Below are 15,216 nucleotides of genomic sequence, written 5' to 3'. Positions count from 1 at the left end.
GGCGCGGCGTTTGTAAATTCTGCAGTGCAATGGTCGGATGGATACGTATATTGCACGGCCGCATGACGGCATGGTGCTTGCTGAAAGCGGGAATCGTCGCACGCCGCCGCGCGCCCGCGATTCGAGCGCGTTCTGCATCGCCGCGGCGGCGTTGCGCCCGCCCATCCGCACACGGAGAAAGCCATGACCCGATCCAGCCAACCGAACGATCGCGACGCACGCGGCCCGGCCCGCACGCCGGAACCGCGCGGCGGCACGCAGGCCGAACCGGCGCGGCCGCCCGGCCACGCGCCCGGCGGCGGCGAGCTCGATTCGATTCCGGACGACCAGGCGCGCAAGGTCGTGCCCGACGATCCGCGTCAGACCGCCGCCCGCGATCCATCCGACAAGCCCTGGCCCGACGGGCACGACGCGCCCGACGACGCAGGCGACCGGCCGCGCCCGCTGTAATGGGCCGTTGCGTTGCGCGCGCCGCACCGCAGCCGCGGCTCGGCGCGCTTCGGCATCCATCGCTATTCGTGTAGATCCCGCACCGGAGCACACCATGTCATCAGACGAAGTATCCGAATCGCGCCGCAAGTGGATGCAGGGCACGACGGCCAGCCATGACGCCGCGGCCCGATCACGGTGAGCTCAGCTACCGCGGCAGCGGGCGGCTCGACGGCCGCAAGGCGCTGATTACCGGCGGCGACTCCGGGATCGGCCGCGCCGCCGCGATCGCGTTCGCGCGCGAGGGCGCGGACGTCGCGATCGCCTATCTGCCGGACGAGGAGCCCGATGCGCGCGAGGTCGTGCAATACATCCGCAGTGCGGGCCGCAAGGCAGTGCCGCTGCCCGTCGACATCCGCACCGAAGCGGCGTGCGGCAAGCTCGTCGAACAGGCGGCCGCGGGCCTGGGCGGACTCGATATTCTCGTGAACAATGCGGCGCGTCAGCAGAGCCACGATTCGATCCTCGACATCAGCACCGAGCAGTTCGACTGGACGCTGCGCACCAATTTGTATGCGCTGTTCTGGATCACGCGCGCCGCGATTCCGCACATGCCGCCCGGTTCGGCGATCGTGAACACGACCTCGGTGAATGCGTACGATCCGTCGGCGAACCTGCTCGACTACGCGATGACGAAGGCCGCGATCGCCAACTTCACGAAAGGGCTCGCGAAGCAGATGATCCAGCGCGGGATTCGCGTGAACGGCGTCGCGCCGGGGCCGTTCTGGACGCCGCTGCAGGTGAGCGGCGGCCAGACCGAGAAGAACGTCGAGACGTTCGGCCAGCAGGTGCCGATGGGGCGGCCGGGGCAGCCGGCGGAACTCGCGTCGATCTATGTCGAACTGGCGTCGTCGCGTGCGAGCTATGTGACGGGGCAGATCTACGGCGCGTCGGGCGGCGCGGGGCAGCCTTAGCGGTGCGGCGCAAGTGCTGATCGGCTGGACCGCTCCGGCGATCAGGCGCCGTTCGAACCGATCTTCAAGGCGTCGAATTCGACGGCGAGTTCGGCGCCGAGGCTTGAATACAAGTAGGCGATGGTCGCTCCTCGACGGCCGGAAAGGCGTTCGCCTTTGGCCAATTGGGCCGATACCCGCGCATAGTCGTGATCGGCAGGATTCATCACCCGAAGGCTATACACGATGTTCAAAAGGCCGAGCCGGTCGAGCTGAAAGCATGTCACGCCTTCGAATGTCACCGTTGCCCGCCGATTGCCAAGATAGAGCCCAAGCGTCAGCGTGCGCGGCTCTTCATTGGGGCCGATTGCCACGATGTCGAGATACCAGTCGTGGAAGTGGCCACTATCGTCTAGGGTTGCTGTAGTTGTCATCTCGCTCACCACGGGTCGTTCGCGATTTGACGTTCCATTTGCTCGCGCGTGTCGCGATCCGCAAACGGGTTCCTGCGTTCTCGGTAGCTCCAGTCTTGATAGAACGCGCTCACTGGCACGAGCGCGCATTGCCACGTGCCGATAGCAAGCGGGACATGCAGGCTGTTGTAGTTCATGGGCACGTCGCCTCATCCAGTTGTGGGTCCGCTGTGCATGCTAGCGCAAACCCGGACACCCCCTTCCCGGAAGTCAGAGAACGTTAAAACAATCCACCGATCTGCGTTCCCGGGTTCCCGAGCGTGGCAGCGCCGATCTGCCGGTCAAATTCGAAAAAGGGAGAGATGTAGCTGAGTTCGCCGTCATATCGATCGATGCAATCGTTCGATCGGCAGCCGTGCGATGCGGGAACGCGTGTGGGTTGCGCAGGCGCGATGGCTGTGGTCAGCGCAACATGCACGCATCCACGCCGCGCGTATCCCCTTACGAAAACGTGGTCGCGATCATGATGCCGAACACCACGCCGATCGCGATGCCGGTCAGCCGGCCGTAGATCGACGCGCGCACGTTGTCGTCGAGTTCGAACGGCGAGCGCTTGTGCTTCCATACCGTGCTGAAAGCGAGCGGGCGCGCGAGCAGCAACGCGCACGCGATCAGCACCGGTGTCGCGACCAGCAGCGCGATGCGCGCGGCGTTCCAGTCGACGCCGTGCATCAGCAGCGATACGACGGCGGCGAGCGGCACCTCGACGCACAGGCCGAGCAGCGATCCGCCGACGAAGGAATCTCCCGGTGTTTGGAACATGAGCGTCGGTCCGTTCGAAGGAATTGCGCACCCGCTTCGGGCCACATGAGAAAGCGACCGTGGTCGATCGTGTGGCCGCGATGTTAAGGCAATTTGCCGGCCGGTTGCCGGCGACTCACGCTATTTAACAAAGCGCCGATGCGCCGTGACGTCATATGCGCGCGACGCGCGCGCGACACTCGACGGCGCGCGGCTTCGGCCCGACAATACGCTCGCGCGTCGGCCGCTCGATTCGGCGAAACGCATGATGGAGCTTGCCGATTCGACGGCCATCGCGGCTGTCGGCGGCGCGCTCGAAGATTCCGGGGAGACCGAAACATGTTCGAAGACATCACCCACTATCCGACGACGATCGCATGCAAGGTGTGCGCTGCCGAAGCCGACATCTGCGGCGTGGTCGATTTCTCTCGCTGCGGCGCCGACATGATCGCGGGGAACAAGATCGACCCGTTCGTCGGTGTGCCGATCTACTACTACGCATGCCGGCAGTGCGGCTTCACGTGCACGCCGGCGTTCGACCATTGGACGCACGACGACTTCGCGCGTCATGTCTACAACGACGATTACGTCCGCCATGATCCCGAGTATCTCGAGCATCGCCCGCAACAGCATGCCGACCTGATCTGCACGAGCTTCCCGGAAATGCGCGACGGCCGCATTCTCGATTTCGGTTCGGGGTTGGGGTTGCTCGAGCGCAAGTTGTCGGCGCGCGGGTTCGGCGACGTCACGTCGTACGATCCGTTCAGCCATCCCGTCGCGCCGCACGGCACGTTCGACGCGGTGCTGTCGTTCGAGGTGTTCGAGCATCATCCGCAGCCGCGACGCCTGTTCGCCGACATCGTCCGCTACCGCGGCGTCGCGGGCGCGCTGCTGTTTCAGACCTCGCTGATCACGCCGGAGATCCGCGCGCGCGGCATCGAGCAGTGGTGGTACTGCGTGCCGCGCAACGGACATATTTCGTTCTACACGAGCGCGGCGCTCACGCTGCTGGCGACGGAGCACGGGCTCGAACTGGGATCGTTCAGCCCGGAACTGCACGTGGTGTTCGATCGCGCGTCCGCGCCGCGGTGGGTGTCGAAGTTCTTCTGAACGATGCGGCGTAGCCGTGTACTTGCGCAACGCGCCACGTCGTGTACGCGTTCATACCGCAACCAACCGCCGCCACGACCATGCTACGCATGGCTTTCCGAATCGAGCCGCTTCACCGATTCCAGCGCGCGTGCACGCGCGCACTGATGATCGACGATCGGCATCGGATAGCTTCGCCCGAGCGTGACGGACGCGCGTTGCAACTGCTCGCGCGACGCGGCCCATGGCGCGTGGACGGTGTCTGCGGAAAGCTGGGCGAGCTCGGGCACCCAGCGGCGCGTGTAGTCGCCGTGCGGATCGAACTTCTGCGCCTGCAGAACCGGATTGAAGATGCGGAAATACGGCGCCGCGTCGGCGCCGCTGCCCGACACCCACTGCCAGCTCGCGGGATTGCTCGCCTCGTCGGCATCGACCAGCGTATCCCAGAACCATGCTTCGCCCTGTCGCCAGTCGATCAGCAAGTGCTTCGACAGAAACGACGCCGCCACCATGCGCACGCGGTTGTGCATCCAGCCGGTATGCCACAGCTCGCGCATGCCGGCATCGACGAGCGGGTAGCCCGTCTGGCCCGTCTGCCACTTGCGCAGTGACTTCGCGTCGTCGCGCCACGGCATCGAATCGAACTGCCGGCGGAAATTGACCTGATGAAGCGGCGCGAAGTGATACAGGAGGTGGTACGAGAATTCTCGCCAGCCGATTTCGCTGAGGAACTTGTTCAACGGCCCGTCCTTTGAGTCGATGCCGCGCACGGTGTGCGCAATTCGCATTGCATCGGCCGCCGACAGCGTCGCGTACCAAACCTGCCGAACCGATATGTTGCCGAAGCGCAGATACGGCGACAGCCGGCTCGTCGCGCGAGCGGCCGGAAAATCGCGCAGCGTCGGATAGTCGGACAGCGAATTCTCCAGGAATGCTTCGAGTTGATCGCTGGCGGCTTGCTCGCCGCCCTGCCAGGTCTCACGCAGCCCGCCGGCCCAGTCGGGAGCCGACGGCTGCAGCTCGAGCTCGCGAAGCGTGCAGACGTGTGGCGTCGCGTGGGCTGGAACCGGAAAAAACCGGATGTGCGACGGTGCCGGCAGCGGAACCGGCGGGAAAAAATCGTCGCGCCGAGCGGCTCTCCAGTACGCGCTGAAGACCTGGAACGGCAGGCCTTCGCGCGTGGTCACCGTCCACGGTTCGCGCAGCAGGTGCCCGTTGAACGTCGACACGGCGATCCCGCGGTCGATCAAGTCTCTCTTGATCGACGCATCGGTGCCGGTCTGCGCCTTCGCGTAACGCCGGTTCCAGACGACCATCGCCGCGCCGATCGCCGAGGCGAAACCGGTGATCGCTTCATGCTCGTTGCCGCGCAGCAGAATCAGCGAGCCGCCATGCGCCGCGAGCGCGTCGTCGAGTTTGCTCAGCGATTCATGGAGCCACCAGCGCTGCGCGCCGCCCATCGCACGACCGTGTTTCGGCGCGGCGTCGTGCACATACACGCAAACGACCGGGTGCCCGGTGTCGAGCGCATGCGTCAGCGCGGGGTTGTCGGCCAGCCGTTGGTCGTCGCGGAACCATACGACGACGGGGCGAGCTTCGTGCGGAAGGTCGGAGCGGGTCATGAGTGTGTCGTGAAGAGTTGCGGTTGCATGGTGTGAATGGGATGGGGCCGAGCCGCGCGACGTATCCGAACGATGGCTGCGTTATTCATGTCGCGGCCGTCCATTGCCTATGCAGACCGGCGCGGTCACGCCGTCCCAACGCGCTGCGATCGCGATCGCCGCCGGCAGGATGAGCGCCCAGCCGGCCGCAATGACGACGAGCGCCGTCGTCGGCTCGTTGACATGGACGGCGCCCAACGCAGCGCCTGCACGATACGAAGCCGGGCCGCCAATAGCGCCGACGAGCGCCGCGATGAGCGGCCGCTGCCGGAGCCAGCGCAGGACGGTATTGAGTTGAATGGCGAACAGCGCCCACAGCGCCGCGAGCCAGTAAGGCGCCGAACCGTTCAGCACGACGCCGTTCGGGTATTCGAGCAGGCCGGCATGCACGACGGCGCTGTCCCATACCCATCCGGACGCCGCGATGGTGACGACGAGCCGCGCCTCGGATGACGGCCGCTGCGCGAACGTCAGATGGCCCGCGGTCGCGATCAGCGCATATGCGCATCCCCACCATGGTCGTTGCGCTGCAGCGCTCATCACGCAGACCAGCCAGCCGATCTGCGTCGTCGCGAGATAGACGCCCATGTGAGCGGCTCGCAGCGGCCGCTCATGCGATGTTCGTCGGTTCGGTGCAGTGCTCATGATCGTCTGTGGCCGCAGCGAAGCGCGCGTCGCATCTCGACAACGCGTGCAACGCAATACGTCGTTCGCAGGCGCAGCCGAGCGGCGCCGAAGGAATAGGGCGATTCGCGGACGATGGCTTCATCGGGAGCGATGGCGGGCATGCGGGCTCCGTTCGTTGGTTCATGCGTATACGGCGGTGCGCGGCGAACGGATGCATCTCGTGCCGACACGAGCGGAACGCGCGCCTGCATCCGCCTGCGCCCCGGCGACGTATACGCGGGTGTGCGACCCGCGTGGTCCCAATTGGAGATTTGCATGAACCTCAAGGTGGCGCTCGCCGTGCTGTCCGTGCTGGTCGCAGCCGCTTTGCTGGCCGCGCACAGTCCGCTGCGGCTTCTGAATGCATTGACGCCGACCAACACGTTCCGCCTTTTCGCCGATATCCCCTACGGGCCCGGCGAGCGGCAAGTGCTCGACGTCTACTTGCCGGCGCGCGTGGCGCGCGACTGGCCGACCGAGCCGAATGCCGGCGCGCCCGTCGTCGTGTTCTTTTACGGGGGAAGCTGGCAGTCGGGCAGGCGCAACGACTATCTGTTCGTCGGCGAGGCGCTGGCGTCGCGCGGTTTTGTCGCCGTGGTGCCCGACTACCGCACCTATCCGGCCACCACCTTTCCCGGCTTCATCGACGACGCGGCCCGTGCGGTCGCATGGGCGCGCCGGCACGCGGCCGCGTTCGGCGGCGACCCGCGGCGCGTGTTCCTGATGGGGCATTCCGCCGGCGCGCAGATCGCCGCGCTGCTCGCCACCGACGGCCGCTATCTGGCCGCGAGCGAGATGCGCAGCAGCGAGATCGCGGGCGTGATCGGGCTGGCCGGCCCATACGATTTCCTGCCGCTGCGCGATGCGACGCTCGAACGGATCTTCCCCGGCGACCAACGTGCGGCGAGCCAGCCGATCCGCTTCGTGCGGGGCGACGAGCCGCCGATGTGGTTGGCCGTCGCCGAGAACGATACGGTGGTCGAGCCCGGCAACACCGATCGATTCGCGCGGGCGTTGCAGAACGCCGGCGATAGCGTCGTGGTCACGCGCTACCGGCATCTGAGCCATGCCGCGCTGGTCGGCGTGCTGGGCGCGCCGCTCAGACGCGCGGCGTCGGTGCTGGACGATCTGTCGGCATTCGTCGAGCGCGCGGGCGGCGCGTCGAACGCCGGAGTCGCGAGCAGCGACGCAAAGCCGCGTGCTGCGACGGTCGCGTCGCCGGTTTCGGCGCAGTGAGCGGTGGTGAAATGAAACGGGCGTGGGCGTGGGCGTGGGCGTGGTCGCGCATCCCACGTCGACGACGCGCGGCGCCACAACTCAACCCAACCGCTGGCTGGCGATGGCCGCCCTAGACCGACTTCGGCGCTTGCGCCGCCGCGTCCAGCCCTTCTTCGCGCAGGATGACGGCGAGCGCGGTTTCGAGCAATTCGGCGGCCCGATTCGCCGCGTCGCCGAGATGGCGGTGCAACAGCGCATCGGCGGGCGAGCGCGACACGCATTCGTCGCTGTAGCGCTCGAACGCGCTGAGCTGCATGATCAGTTCGGACAGATGGCGCGGGCACTCGCATTTGACCGTCGTCGACAAGCCGCTCAGCGACGCGAGCGTCGCTTCGTCGAAGCGGCGCTGCGTGCGCAGCCACAGCCCGCGCTCGGCGTCGTTCGCCTGTCGCGCCTTGACGACCGCCTGGGCGAGTTTCGAGATGATCGAGGCCGAGTTGGTCTGGCCTTCCGTCGAGCGGAACAGCTCGAACCCGGACAGCCGCGCCAGCTCGACTGCCTCCGCCGTGCCGAACCCGTATATGACGGCCACAGCATGTGCATTGAACGCTTGCGCCGCGCTGGCCAGTTGCGACACGACGTCTTCATGAAGCGACGTGGTCGTCGCGATCAACGCATCGGCGGACGGACCGGTGTGCCGGCTCGCTTCGTCGATCGATTCGATGCGCGCCGCGATATGGATGCCCATGCGCTCGATAGCGGAGGCCGAAATCGGCAAGGCGCCGATGACGGCCAGGCTCACGCCCGTTTCGGGCAGCGCCGCGCCGCGTGTATCGGTCAACGACAACGCCTCGAGTTCGTCGCGGCTCAGGCTCGCGATCGAGCCGATCGCATGGCCCTGGTTGACGAGGGCCTTTAGCAAACGAATCCGCTGCACGTCGTCGTCCGAGTACATCCGCTGCCCGGACGGCGTCTTCGGCGGCGCAACCACGCCATAGCGCCGCTCCCAAATCCTCAGCGTGGCTGCTGGCATGCGTGCCAGGCGCGCGGCCTCGCCGCTGCGATAGCGGTGCGGCGTATCGCGATCCCTGCGAGCGGACATCGGTGCTCTCCTGAAGTCGATGGCTGATGTATCAGGATTTTACGCAGTTTGCCGGAAATTTGAAGCAGGAAAGTGATTCAATGTGCGTAATTTTGGTCGGAAAGATGGTTCGTGAAGCGCATGCGCGGCTAGAATGTATCGGCGCGGCGGGCGTTGTGCGCGAAGTTGTAAGTGAAGGATCGTGACGCATGCGGCGTCGCGATGCGCCCGCCTCGACACCCCATGAACGACCAGCGATCGCAAAGCATCCCATGAACACCTTGAGGCTCGTTCTCGGCGACCAGCTCGACCCGCATCACCCCTGGTTCGCCGAGGTCCGGCCCGACATCGTGTACGCGCTGATGGAGATTCGGCAGGAGACCGACTACGTGCTTCATCACGCGCAGAAGCTCATTGCGGTGTTTGCGGCGATGCGCCGCTTCGCCGAGTTGCTGCGCGAGGCAGGGCACGTCGTCCACTACATCGGGATCGACGATCCGCTCAATCGCCAGACCATTGCGGCGAACCTCGACAGGCTGGCCGACCGCTACGGCGCACGTCGCATCGAGTATCTGCTGCCCGACGAGTGGCGCGTCGACCGGCAACTGCAGGCCTATGCGGCGTCGGCGCGCGTGCCGGTGCAAGTGCTCGACACGAACCATTTCTACACGACGCGCGACGAAGTCGCGAGCCTGTTCGGCAACAGCCGCACGTGGGTCATGGACCGTTTCTATCGAAGCATGCGCGTACGCCATCGCGTGTTGCTCGACGCGCAAGGGCGTCCCGCAGGCGGGCAATGGAACTACGATGCCGAAAACCGCGAGGCGTGGTCCGGTAGGCCTGCCGAGCCGCCCGACTGGCGTCCGCATCACGACCATCGCGCGTTGTGGAGCCGGATCGTGGCCGCCGGCGTGCGCAGCTTCGGCGCGCCGTCCGCCGGCGAGTTCCGCTGGCCGGTCGACCGCAGCGAGGCGCTCGCGTGTCTCGAGTCCTTCATCCGGTATGGGCTGCCTTTCTTCGGACGCTTTCAGGATGCGATGCACCGCGACGCGCGACGCCTGTTCCACTCGATGCTGTCGTTCGCCCTCAACGTGAAGATGTTGAATCCGCGCGAAGTCATCGAGCGCGCGGAGCATGCGTATCGCGCCGGCGCCGCGCCGCTGGCCGCGGTCGAAGGGTTCATCCGGCAGATTCTCGGCTGGCGCGAGTTCGTGCGCGGCGTGTACTGGGCGCGCATGCCGGGTTACGCCGACAGCAACGCGTTCGGCCATCGGCGCGCGTTGCCGCATTGGTTCTGGAACGGCAGCACGCGCATGGCGTGCATGGCGCATGCACTGACGCAATCGCTCGACGCTGCGCATGCGCACCATATCCAGCGACTGATGGTGATCGGCAACTTTGCGCTGCTGGCCGGGCTCGAGCCGCGCCAGGTGCATCAGTGGTATCTCGGCGTCTACATCGATGCGTTCGAATGGGTCGAGCTGCCGAACACGCTGGGCATGAGCCAGTACGCGGATGGCGGCGCGATGGCGACCAAGCCGTACGTTTCCAGCGCCGCGTACATCAACCGGATGAGCAACTACTGCAAGGGCTGCGCGTACGACCATCGTGCGCGCACGGGCGAGCACGCGTGCCCGTTCAATGCGCTGTACTGGGATTTCTTCGACCGGCATCGCGGCGCGCTGCAACACAACCACCGGCTGTCGATGGTCTATCGGCAACTCGCGCGTTTCGACGACGAGGCGCTCGATGCGATCCGCGCGCAGGCGGAGCGCGTGGTGCGGGATATCGAGTCGCTGTAGGGCGCGTTAAGGGGCGGCGGATGGGGAGCGCCGCTTGCGTCGAAATGCCGAAGTGCGCGGGCGCCGTGTGTTGCGCCCGTGTCGCATATCGAGCACTGCCGCGGCGCCGCACGCTCGCTCGCCGTATGCCTTAAGCAGCAGAGAGCATCGCGGAATATGCGCGCGCCTCATCCTCCAACGTTCGCGAATCGATCAACGATCGGAACTGGGTGTCTCAACGCGTGAATTCCGCGCGCCCAACGCATCGACCACGGCGCCGCCGAGCCCGCTGCCGCTCAACCATGCACCTTCGACCTTGCCGCCGCCCAGCCAGTCCCCGCACAGTCCGACGCCGGCCGTCGTCCGCCATGCAAAGCGGCCGTGCGTCGAGGCCGTGGCAACGGCCGGCTCCGCATAGCGCCACCGATGGGCAGTCGCCGACTCGGCGCCCGCGCCCGTGATGTCCCGAAACGCCGCCAACAATGCGTCGGTCACCCATTCGGCCCGCGCTTCCAGATGAGCGTGACTCCAGTCGGGCGTTGCATGCAGTACCCACGTGTCGATGCCGGCGCGCCCGGGCTTGGACGTGTCGTTGGCGATCCAGCCGAGCGGCCCGGAGTTGACGAAGGCCGCGTCGAAGCCGGGGTCCGGCAGCCCGCGACACTGCGCCATCACCGTCCACGTCGCGCGCATCTCGCTGCGCTGTGCGATGACGGCAAGACTCGGCTCCGCATGCCGCAGAAGCGGCACGGCCTGCGGCGCGGGGACGGCGACGATCACGGCGTCGTGGTGCGCGTCCAGTACGCCGTGCTCGGCCGACGTCGCGCGCCAGCAATCTCCGTCGCGAATCAACTCGACGATCGCCGTTTCGCAGAGCGTTCGAATGCCGGCCGACAGACGCCGCGCCGGCGCCGACATGCCCGGCACGCCGACGTACCGCAGCGCAGGCGCGAGCAACGCGCGCGGGCCGAGCGAGCCGATCGACGCCACGCGCGCCTCCCACGGGGCTGCTGCTCCACTTGCCACCCAGCGCGCTACTTCGGCGACGAACGCCGGATGTTGCGCGGTGAAATACGGCGCACCGTGATCGGCTTGCCAGAGCGCGGTACGGCGCGTACTCATGCGTCCGCCGACACCGCGGCTCTTTTCGTAGACGGTCACGCGGTGACCCGCGTCGGCCAGCACGCGCGCGCAGGCCAGCCCCGCTATCCCGGCGCCGACGATCGCGATATGTGCCGATGAGTCGGAAAACGGCGGCATGTGATTCATCGTGGCAACCCCGTACGTTGGGAGATCGCCGCAGCGCGTGCCGCATGGGCATCGGCACTCGACGTCGAACTTCTGCGACCGGGCTGGCTCATTGCTCGAGGTAAATCCTGAGCCGCAGCAGGCTGCGGCGAATCCAGCTCTTCATCGTGCCGAGCGGAACCTGCATGCGTTCGGCCAGCTCGGCATACGACGCGCCGCCGTGAAACGCTTCACGCAGCACGTAGGCTTGTCGCTCGCCGAGATGGGCGAGCCCGCGCTCCAGGCGCTGGCGTTCCTGGCTTGCCTGAGCGCCCGCGTCGGGCGTCGGGCCTTCGTCCGGTATCAGCAGCGCCTGCTCTTCGTCGAGCGGCGCGTCACGGTGCTGCCGGAGCCGATCGATGGTTCGATTGCGGGCGAGCGTCAGCAGCCATGTCATCGCGGTGCCGCGTTCGGCGTCGAACGCACCGGCGCGCCGCCATGCCGTCGTGAACACCTCCTGAAGCAGATCTTCCGCTTCATGGCGGTCACGTATCATCCGCACGATCACGCCGTACAGCCGTGCCGACGTCAATCGGTACAGCTGCGCGAACGCCTGCTCGTCGCCGGCGGCGACGCGACACAGCAGGCTGTCGAGCGCCGCGTGCCAGACGGCTTGCTCGTCCGGCTCGCGCTGCGCCGTGTCGTCGGCGAACGCGTCGGCGCCTGCCGCATGCGATCGGGGGTGAGCGGCGCCGCGGCGTTGCTGTCTGGCCGAATGGAGCGGCTTCGCGCGCCCGTGCGCCGACGACGGGCGGAGTGACTCGTGCGAACAGTTCATCTGCAACTCCGCATGCTGTGAGCTTCCTGCTTTTGCGCGTCGCGGTGCGAGCGGACGCCGATCATGAGTGAACACCGGGCCGGTGGATTCATTGCGCGTGGCTCCGTGCCGGCCTACGCGTCCTTGCCGGACAGAAGGGCAAGGAACTCGCGGCGAAGCGACGCGTCCGCGAGGAACTTGCCGCGCATCACGCTATTGGTCATCTTCGCGTGGTCGTCCTTGGTGCCGCGCCAGTGCATGCAGAAGTGGTCGGCCTCCAGCACGACGGCAAGCCCGTCGGGCGCGATGCGCCGTTCGAGCAGGTCGGCGATCTGCTTGACCGCCTCCTCCTGAATCTGCGGGCGCGCCATGACCCAGTTCACGAGCCGGCCATACTTCGACAAGCCGATCAGATTCGACGTGGCGCTCGGCAGCACGCCGATCCATATCCGCCCCATGATCGGGCAGAGATGATGCGAACATGCGCTGCGTACGCGCAGCGGGCCGACGATCAGCAGTTCGTCCAGCCGCTCGACGTTGGGGAACTCGGTGACGGGCGGCGGTGCCTCGTAACGGCCGGCAAACACTTCGCGGACGAACATCTTCGCGACGCGCCGCGCGGTGTCGCGCGTGTTGTGGTCGTGATCGACGTCGATGACGAGCGAGCGCAGCACCGCTTCCATCCGCTGTGCGACTTCGCTCTGCAGCGCGTCGAGCTCGCCGTCGCGCAGGTGCGCGGCGATGTTGTCGTTCGCATGAAAGCGCGCGCCCGCATGCTCGAGCCGACGACGAATCAGTTGCGACAGAGGAATGCCCTCGTCGATCGCGGTCAACGTGTGCTCGGGCGCGTCGATTACATTTCCCATTTCGGTTCGTTTCTCGAGGTTGGATGGTGGTGCGGCAGATCGTGATCCGGTGCGATGCCGTGCGTGCCCGAAGAGGTACCGGCCGCGCGCGGCTCAGGTGCGAACGCGCGCGCGTGCATGCCGAGCGGGCCGGCCCGCGCGCTCGCGACGGCGGCGTGCGTGCGATGTGCGGTGTCGCGCGGCAGGCGTCGTGTCGTCGCGATGCCGCATGCGCGGCAACTCGGGTTCGCCGTCGGCTCGTTCCGGCGCGAACGTGGCGGCGACCGCGCGTTTCAGTTTCGCCAGCACGAACTGACGGTCGACCTGACCGTCGGCCGCACGGAACAGATCGAAGCCGGCGACACGCAGCAGCTCGACGGCGCGCACGCTGCCGTATTCGTAGACGACCGCGGCCGCACGGACGCGACGCCCGTGCGCCAGCGACACGAGGAGCTGCGCAACGTCGCTGTGCAGCCACGTGACGTGCGCGACGAATGCATCGACGAAAAGCTCCGGTTGCCGCAGCGCCTGGAACACCGACTCGGCGCGCTCGCTTACGCGCAATCCGGGCGGCGCGGCCGGCGCGACCGGCATGTCGGCGGCGAACAGGTCGCCCATCACCAGCAGCGTCGGATAGGCGGGCGTACCGAGGTCGGCTTCGGCGAGCGTCGTTCCGTCAGCGCGTGCGCATCGGTCGGTCGCCTGTGGCTGCGGGCGACGACGGCGTTCCCCGCGCGTCAGCGCCGCCAGCCGCTGGCGCGAAGCAGGTTCGTCGGCGTTCGCGGCGGGACGGTGCGAGCGAGCGCGCGCGGTGGCGGCCGCACGCATCCGTCCCGCGGCCGCACGGATGGCGAGACGGCTCAGCTTGATGTGGTCGTTGCGTGTTGGCACGGAGCCTCCCTTGGGTCGATACCTGCGTCACGGCTCGATTGTATGCAAATTTTCGGGAATGTGAAGCAGAAAAGCGAGTCAAGAGTGGCGAAAATGCGAATTTAGTGTGTCATTGCCTCTGCGGTGTGGGGTATCCGTGTGGAATTATGCGTGTGATATGGCCTATCGAGCCGAATCTGCTTCAATTTCGCGTCTATTGAAACGGAATTATGAGTCGCTAATCGTGATGAATCTGCGCCAAACGATCCGATTCATACGGATGCGAGCCAATGGGATGGGGTGTGTTGGGCGTATGACTCAGGATGTGACTCAGATAGATGAGTCAATGGCTCAAATTCGATTCATCCAGCCGCAGTGATGCGCTCGACCTCCTGCTGCTGGCCCATCTCGACCGGACACCGACGGGGACAGCCGGCGTGCAGCTCTTTCGACTTGCATCAACCGCGGAGAACGCACGGCGCGCATGGGCCAACAGCGCTCAACCGCGCGACGAGGTTCACCCCTGATTGGCCCGGCGCGATGCGCGACGAGCCAGCGCGACCTCAATCGCGCGAACCGACCGACTTCCTCCTCGCGGTCGACCGCCGATTTTGCCGGCAGCGATCCGAGCAATATCGGACGTCCTCCCACACTGCCTTCCACTTCTTTCTCCAGCTGAAAGGCAACCCACAGGCGGCACACGTTTTTCGAGGCAAGTGAGTCTTGTCGACCATGGCGAACGACGCGTTGAAAGCGATCCCGACGAAGTTCGATCACGCGGCAACGCGGCCGCGTGCGGTATTCGGCCGGCCGCGACTGCCGGCCGAATCAGCGTGCGTCGTCGCCGAGCAACTGGCGGCGCAGCGATGTCGCGCGTGTGCGCGGATCGAGCCAGATCTCGAAGAACGCGCGCGCGAACGCCGGATCGGCCACTTCCGCGGTGAGGCGGCCGTTTGTATAGAAGCGTGCGCCGCGCTCGGGCAGATACACGCCGCAGAGCACGTCGCCGCGCGACACGTCGGTGAACGCGCGGGCGATGTCGCGGCGCCACGCGTCGCGCGTCGCGGCGGGCAAGGGCGCCGCTGCGAGGCGCTCGATTTCGTCCATGCCGGTCGATACGAGCCGCTCGCCCTTCACGTCGTGGCGATAGGCCAGCGACAACGCGAACGGCGTGTCGAACGCGCCGGGCGCGCGACGCGCCCACAGCTGCGCGTCGTACAGACAGATCGCGAACACGCAGAAGCGGCCCGAGCCGATCAGCCGCGCCGACGCGACATCGTCGACGCAATTTGCATCGGCGGCGCCCGGCATCGCGAACGCCGCCCACGCCGCAACGGCCGCGAGGGCCGCGAACCGGCGCGTCAT

Annotated in this window: 19 protein-coding genes; 7 read left to right on the top strand and 12 right to left on the bottom strand. The window is 66.8% G+C overall.

Annotated elements, in window-relative coordinates:
• Nucleotides 1-183 precede the first annotated feature (183 nt).
• Together EX20_RS04820 and EX20_RS04815 are read left to right on the top strand one after the other, a co-directional pair.
• The gene (locus EX20_RS04820; RefSeq protein WP_034192811.1) at nucleotides 184-450 is read left to right on the top strand and encodes a hypothetical protein; all 267 of its coding nucleotides are present in this window, start codon (nucleotides 184-186) and stop codon (nucleotides 448-450) included.
• Between the two features lie 74 nt (nucleotides 451-524).
• Entirely contained in the window at nucleotides 525-1,403 is an 879-nt protein-coding gene (locus EX20_RS04815; RefSeq protein ID WP_373421748.1) for an SDR family oxidoreductase, read from the top strand.
• 41 nt (nucleotides 1,404-1,444) lie between these two features.
• Here EX20_RS04815 and EX20_RS32740 read toward each other — a convergent pair whose 3' ends face one another.
• The 3 genes from EX20_RS32740 to EX20_RS04805 form a co-directional block, all read right to left on the bottom strand.
• Nucleotides 1,445-1,816: a hypothetical protein gene (locus tag EX20_RS32740; RefSeq protein WP_226103136.1), complete on the bottom strand. Its 372-nt coding sequence runs from the start codon at nucleotides 1,814-1,816 to the stop codon at nucleotides 1,445-1,447.
• Between the two features lie 5 nt (nucleotides 1,817-1,821).
• Nucleotides 1,822-1,992 carry a hypothetical protein gene (locus tag EX20_RS31715; protein ID WP_155630237.1) on the bottom strand — a complete coding sequence of 57 codons (171 nt, stop codon included), beginning with the start codon at nucleotides 1,990-1,992 and terminating at the stop codon, nucleotides 1,822-1,824.
• 304 nt (nucleotides 1,993-2,296) lie between these two features.
• A complete protein-coding gene (locus EX20_RS04805; protein ID WP_034192810.1) occupies nucleotides 2,297-2,617 on the bottom strand; it encodes a hypothetical protein in 321 nt (106 codons plus the stop codon).
• Nucleotides 2,618-2,935: 318 nt separating this feature from the next.
• Here EX20_RS04805 and EX20_RS04800 point away from each other — a divergent pair, with 318 nt between their 5' ends.
• A complete protein-coding gene (locus EX20_RS04800) occupies nucleotides 2,936-3,706 on the top strand; it encodes a class I SAM-dependent methyltransferase (protein WP_034192809.1) in 771 nt (256 codons plus the stop codon).
• 83 nt (nucleotides 3,707-3,789) lie between these two features.
• Here the strand turns inward: EX20_RS04800 and EX20_RS04795 are convergent, their stop codons facing one another.
• Nucleotides 3,790-5,307 (bottom strand): cryptochrome/photolyase family protein, encoded by a 1,518-nt coding sequence (locus EX20_RS04795; RefSeq protein ID WP_034192808.1) that lies wholly within the window; start codon nucleotides 5,305-5,307, stop codon nucleotides 3,790-3,792.
• Nucleotides 5,308-5,388: 81 nt separating this feature from the next.
• Nucleotides 5,389-5,934, bottom strand: a complete 546-nt coding sequence (locus EX20_RS04790) for a DUF2878 domain-containing protein (RefSeq protein WP_034192807.1) — start codon at nucleotides 5,932-5,934, stop codon at nucleotides 5,389-5,391.
• Between the two features lie 354 nt (nucleotides 5,935-6,288).
• Between EX20_RS04790 and EX20_RS04785 the strand changes: the two genes are divergently transcribed.
• Complete coding sequence (locus EX20_RS04785; protein WP_034192806.1) at nucleotides 6,289-7,248, top strand: alpha/beta hydrolase; 960 nt, start codon at nucleotides 6,289-6,291, stop codon at nucleotides 7,246-7,248.
• A gap of 112 nt (nucleotides 7,249-7,360) precedes the next feature.
• On the opposite strand, the gene EX20_RS04780 is transcribed toward EX20_RS04785, so the two are convergent.
• Nucleotides 7,361-8,332: a MerR family transcriptional regulator gene (locus tag EX20_RS04780; protein ID WP_034192805.1), complete on the bottom strand. Its 972-nt coding sequence runs from the start codon at nucleotides 8,330-8,332 to the stop codon at nucleotides 7,361-7,363.
• Between the two features lie 26 nt (nucleotides 8,333-8,358).
• On the opposite strand from EX20_RS04780, the gene EX20_RS31710 reads away from it, so the two are divergent.
• Both EX20_RS31710 and EX20_RS04775 read left to right on the top strand, forming a co-directional pair.
• The gene (locus tag EX20_RS31710; RefSeq protein WP_155624637.1) at nucleotides 8,359-8,517 is read left to right on the top strand and encodes a hypothetical protein; all 159 of its coding nucleotides are present in this window, start codon (nucleotides 8,359-8,361) and stop codon (nucleotides 8,515-8,517) included.
• Nucleotides 8,518-8,583: 66 nt separating this feature from the next.
• Complete coding sequence (locus EX20_RS04775; protein ID WP_034192804.1) at nucleotides 8,584-10,113, top strand: cryptochrome/photolyase family protein; 1,530 nt, start codon at nucleotides 8,584-8,586, stop codon at nucleotides 10,111-10,113.
• Between the two features lie 192 nt (nucleotides 10,114-10,305).
• Here EX20_RS04775 and EX20_RS04770 read toward each other — a convergent pair whose 3' ends face one another.
• From EX20_RS04770 to EX20_RS04755, 4 genes are all read right to left on the bottom strand, one after another.
• A complete protein-coding gene (locus EX20_RS04770) occupies nucleotides 10,306-11,352 on the bottom strand; it encodes an NAD(P)/FAD-dependent oxidoreductase (protein WP_139164677.1) in 1,047 nt (348 codons plus the stop codon).
• Nucleotides 11,353-11,449: 97 nt separating this feature from the next.
• Entirely contained in the window at nucleotides 11,450-12,157 is a 708-nt protein-coding gene (locus tag EX20_RS04765; protein ID WP_034192802.1) for a sigma-70 family RNA polymerase sigma factor, read from the bottom strand.
• 113 nt (nucleotides 12,158-12,270) lie between these two features.
• A complete protein-coding gene (gene folE / locus EX20_RS04760) occupies nucleotides 12,271-13,002 on the bottom strand; it encodes a GTP cyclohydrolase I (protein ID WP_034192801.1) in 732 nt (243 codons plus the stop codon).
• Nucleotides 13,003-13,095: 93 nt separating this feature from the next.
• Nucleotides 13,096-13,872, bottom strand: coding sequence for a hypothetical protein (locus tag EX20_RS04755; protein WP_034192800.1), 777 nt, complete (start codon nucleotides 13,870-13,872; stop codon nucleotides 13,096-13,098).
• Nucleotides 13,873-14,189: 317 nt separating this feature from the next.
• Between EX20_RS04755 and EX20_RS31705 the strand changes: the two genes are divergently transcribed.
• A complete protein-coding gene (locus EX20_RS31705) occupies nucleotides 14,190-14,378 on the top strand; it encodes a hypothetical protein (protein ID WP_139164678.1) in 189 nt (62 codons plus the stop codon).
• A 36-nt stretch (nucleotides 14,379-14,414) separates the two neighbouring features.
• Here the strand turns inward: EX20_RS31705 and EX20_RS30260 are convergent, their stop codons facing one another.
• Both EX20_RS30260 and EX20_RS04750 read right to left on the bottom strand, forming a co-directional pair.
• Nucleotides 14,415-14,585, bottom strand: a complete 171-nt coding sequence (locus EX20_RS30260; protein ID WP_072465410.1) for a DUF2256 domain-containing protein — start codon at nucleotides 14,583-14,585, stop codon at nucleotides 14,415-14,417.
• Nucleotides 14,586-14,679: 94 nt separating this feature from the next.
• Nucleotides 14,680-15,216, bottom strand: a complete 537-nt coding sequence (locus EX20_RS04750; RefSeq protein ID WP_034192799.1) for a chalcone isomerase family protein — start codon at nucleotides 15,214-15,216, stop codon at nucleotides 14,680-14,682.

It is taken from the genome of Burkholderia sp. WP42 (genome assembly GCF_000745665.1).
Lineage (GTDB): Bacteria > Pseudomonadota > Gammaproteobacteria > Burkholderiales > Burkholderiaceae > Burkholderia > Burkholderia vietnamiensis.
The sequence above is the reverse complement of the archived record's forward strand: the minus strand, read 5'-3'. Positions and strand labels throughout refer to the sequence as shown.

Coding starts and splice junctions, on each gene's coding strand:
- EX20_RS04790 (WP_034192807.1), bottom strand. CDS start 5,934: ATGGGCGTCTATCTCGCGACGACGCAGATCGGCTGGCTGGTCTGCGTG.
- EX20_RS04805 (WP_034192810.1), bottom strand. CDS start 2,617: ATGTTCCAAACACCGGGAGATTCCTTCGTCGGCGGATCGCTGCTCGGC.
- EX20_RS04820 (WP_034192811.1), top strand. CDS start 184: ATGACCCGATCCAGCCAACCGAACGATCGCGACGCACGCGGCCCGGCC.
- EX20_RS32740 (WP_226103136.1), bottom strand. CDS start 1,816: ATGACAACTACAGCAACCCTAGACGATAGTGGCCACTTCCACGACTGG.
- EX20_RS04780 (WP_034192805.1), bottom strand. CDS start 8,332: ATGTCCGCTCGCAGGGATCGCGATACGCCGCACCGCTATCGCAGCGGC.
- EX20_RS31705 (WP_139164678.1), top strand. CDS start 14,190: ATGAGTCAATGGCTCAAATTCGATTCATCCAGCCGCAGTGATGCGCTC.
- EX20_RS04775 (WP_034192804.1), top strand. CDS start 8,584: ATGAACACCTTGAGGCTCGTTCTCGGCGACCAGCTCGACCCGCATCAC.
- EX20_RS31710 (WP_155624637.1), top strand. CDS start 8,359: ATGTATCAGGATTTTACGCAGTTTGCCGGAAATTTGAAGCAGGAAAGT.
- EX20_RS04750 (WP_034192799.1), bottom strand. CDS start 15,216: ATGACGCGCCGGTTCGCGGCCCTCGCGGCCGTTGCGGCGTGGGCGGCG.
- folE (WP_034192801.1), bottom strand. CDS start 13,002: ATGGGAAATGTAATCGACGCGCCCGAGCACACGTTGACCGCGATCGAC.
- EX20_RS04800 (WP_034192809.1), top strand. CDS start 2,936: ATGTTCGAAGACATCACCCACTATCCGACGACGATCGCATGCAAGGTG.
- EX20_RS04770 (WP_139164677.1), bottom strand. CDS start 11,352: ATGCCGCCGTTTTCCGACTCATCGGCACATATCGCGATCGTCGGCGCC.
- EX20_RS04795 (WP_034192808.1), bottom strand. CDS start 5,307: ATGACCCGCTCCGACCTTCCGCACGAAGCTCGCCCCGTCGTCGTATGG.
- EX20_RS30260 (WP_072465410.1), bottom strand. CDS start 14,585: ATGGTCGACAAGACTCACTTGCCTCGAAAAACGTGTGCCGCCTGTGGG.
- EX20_RS04765 (WP_034192802.1), bottom strand. CDS start 12,157: ATGAACTGTTCGCACGAGTCACTCCGCCCGTCGTCGGCGCACGGGCGC.
- EX20_RS04785 (WP_034192806.1), top strand. CDS start 6,289: ATGAACCTCAAGGTGGCGCTCGCCGTGCTGTCCGTGCTGGTCGCAGCC.
- EX20_RS31715 (WP_155630237.1), bottom strand. CDS start 1,992: ATGAACTACAACAGCCTGCATGTCCCGCTTGCTATCGGCACGTGGCAA.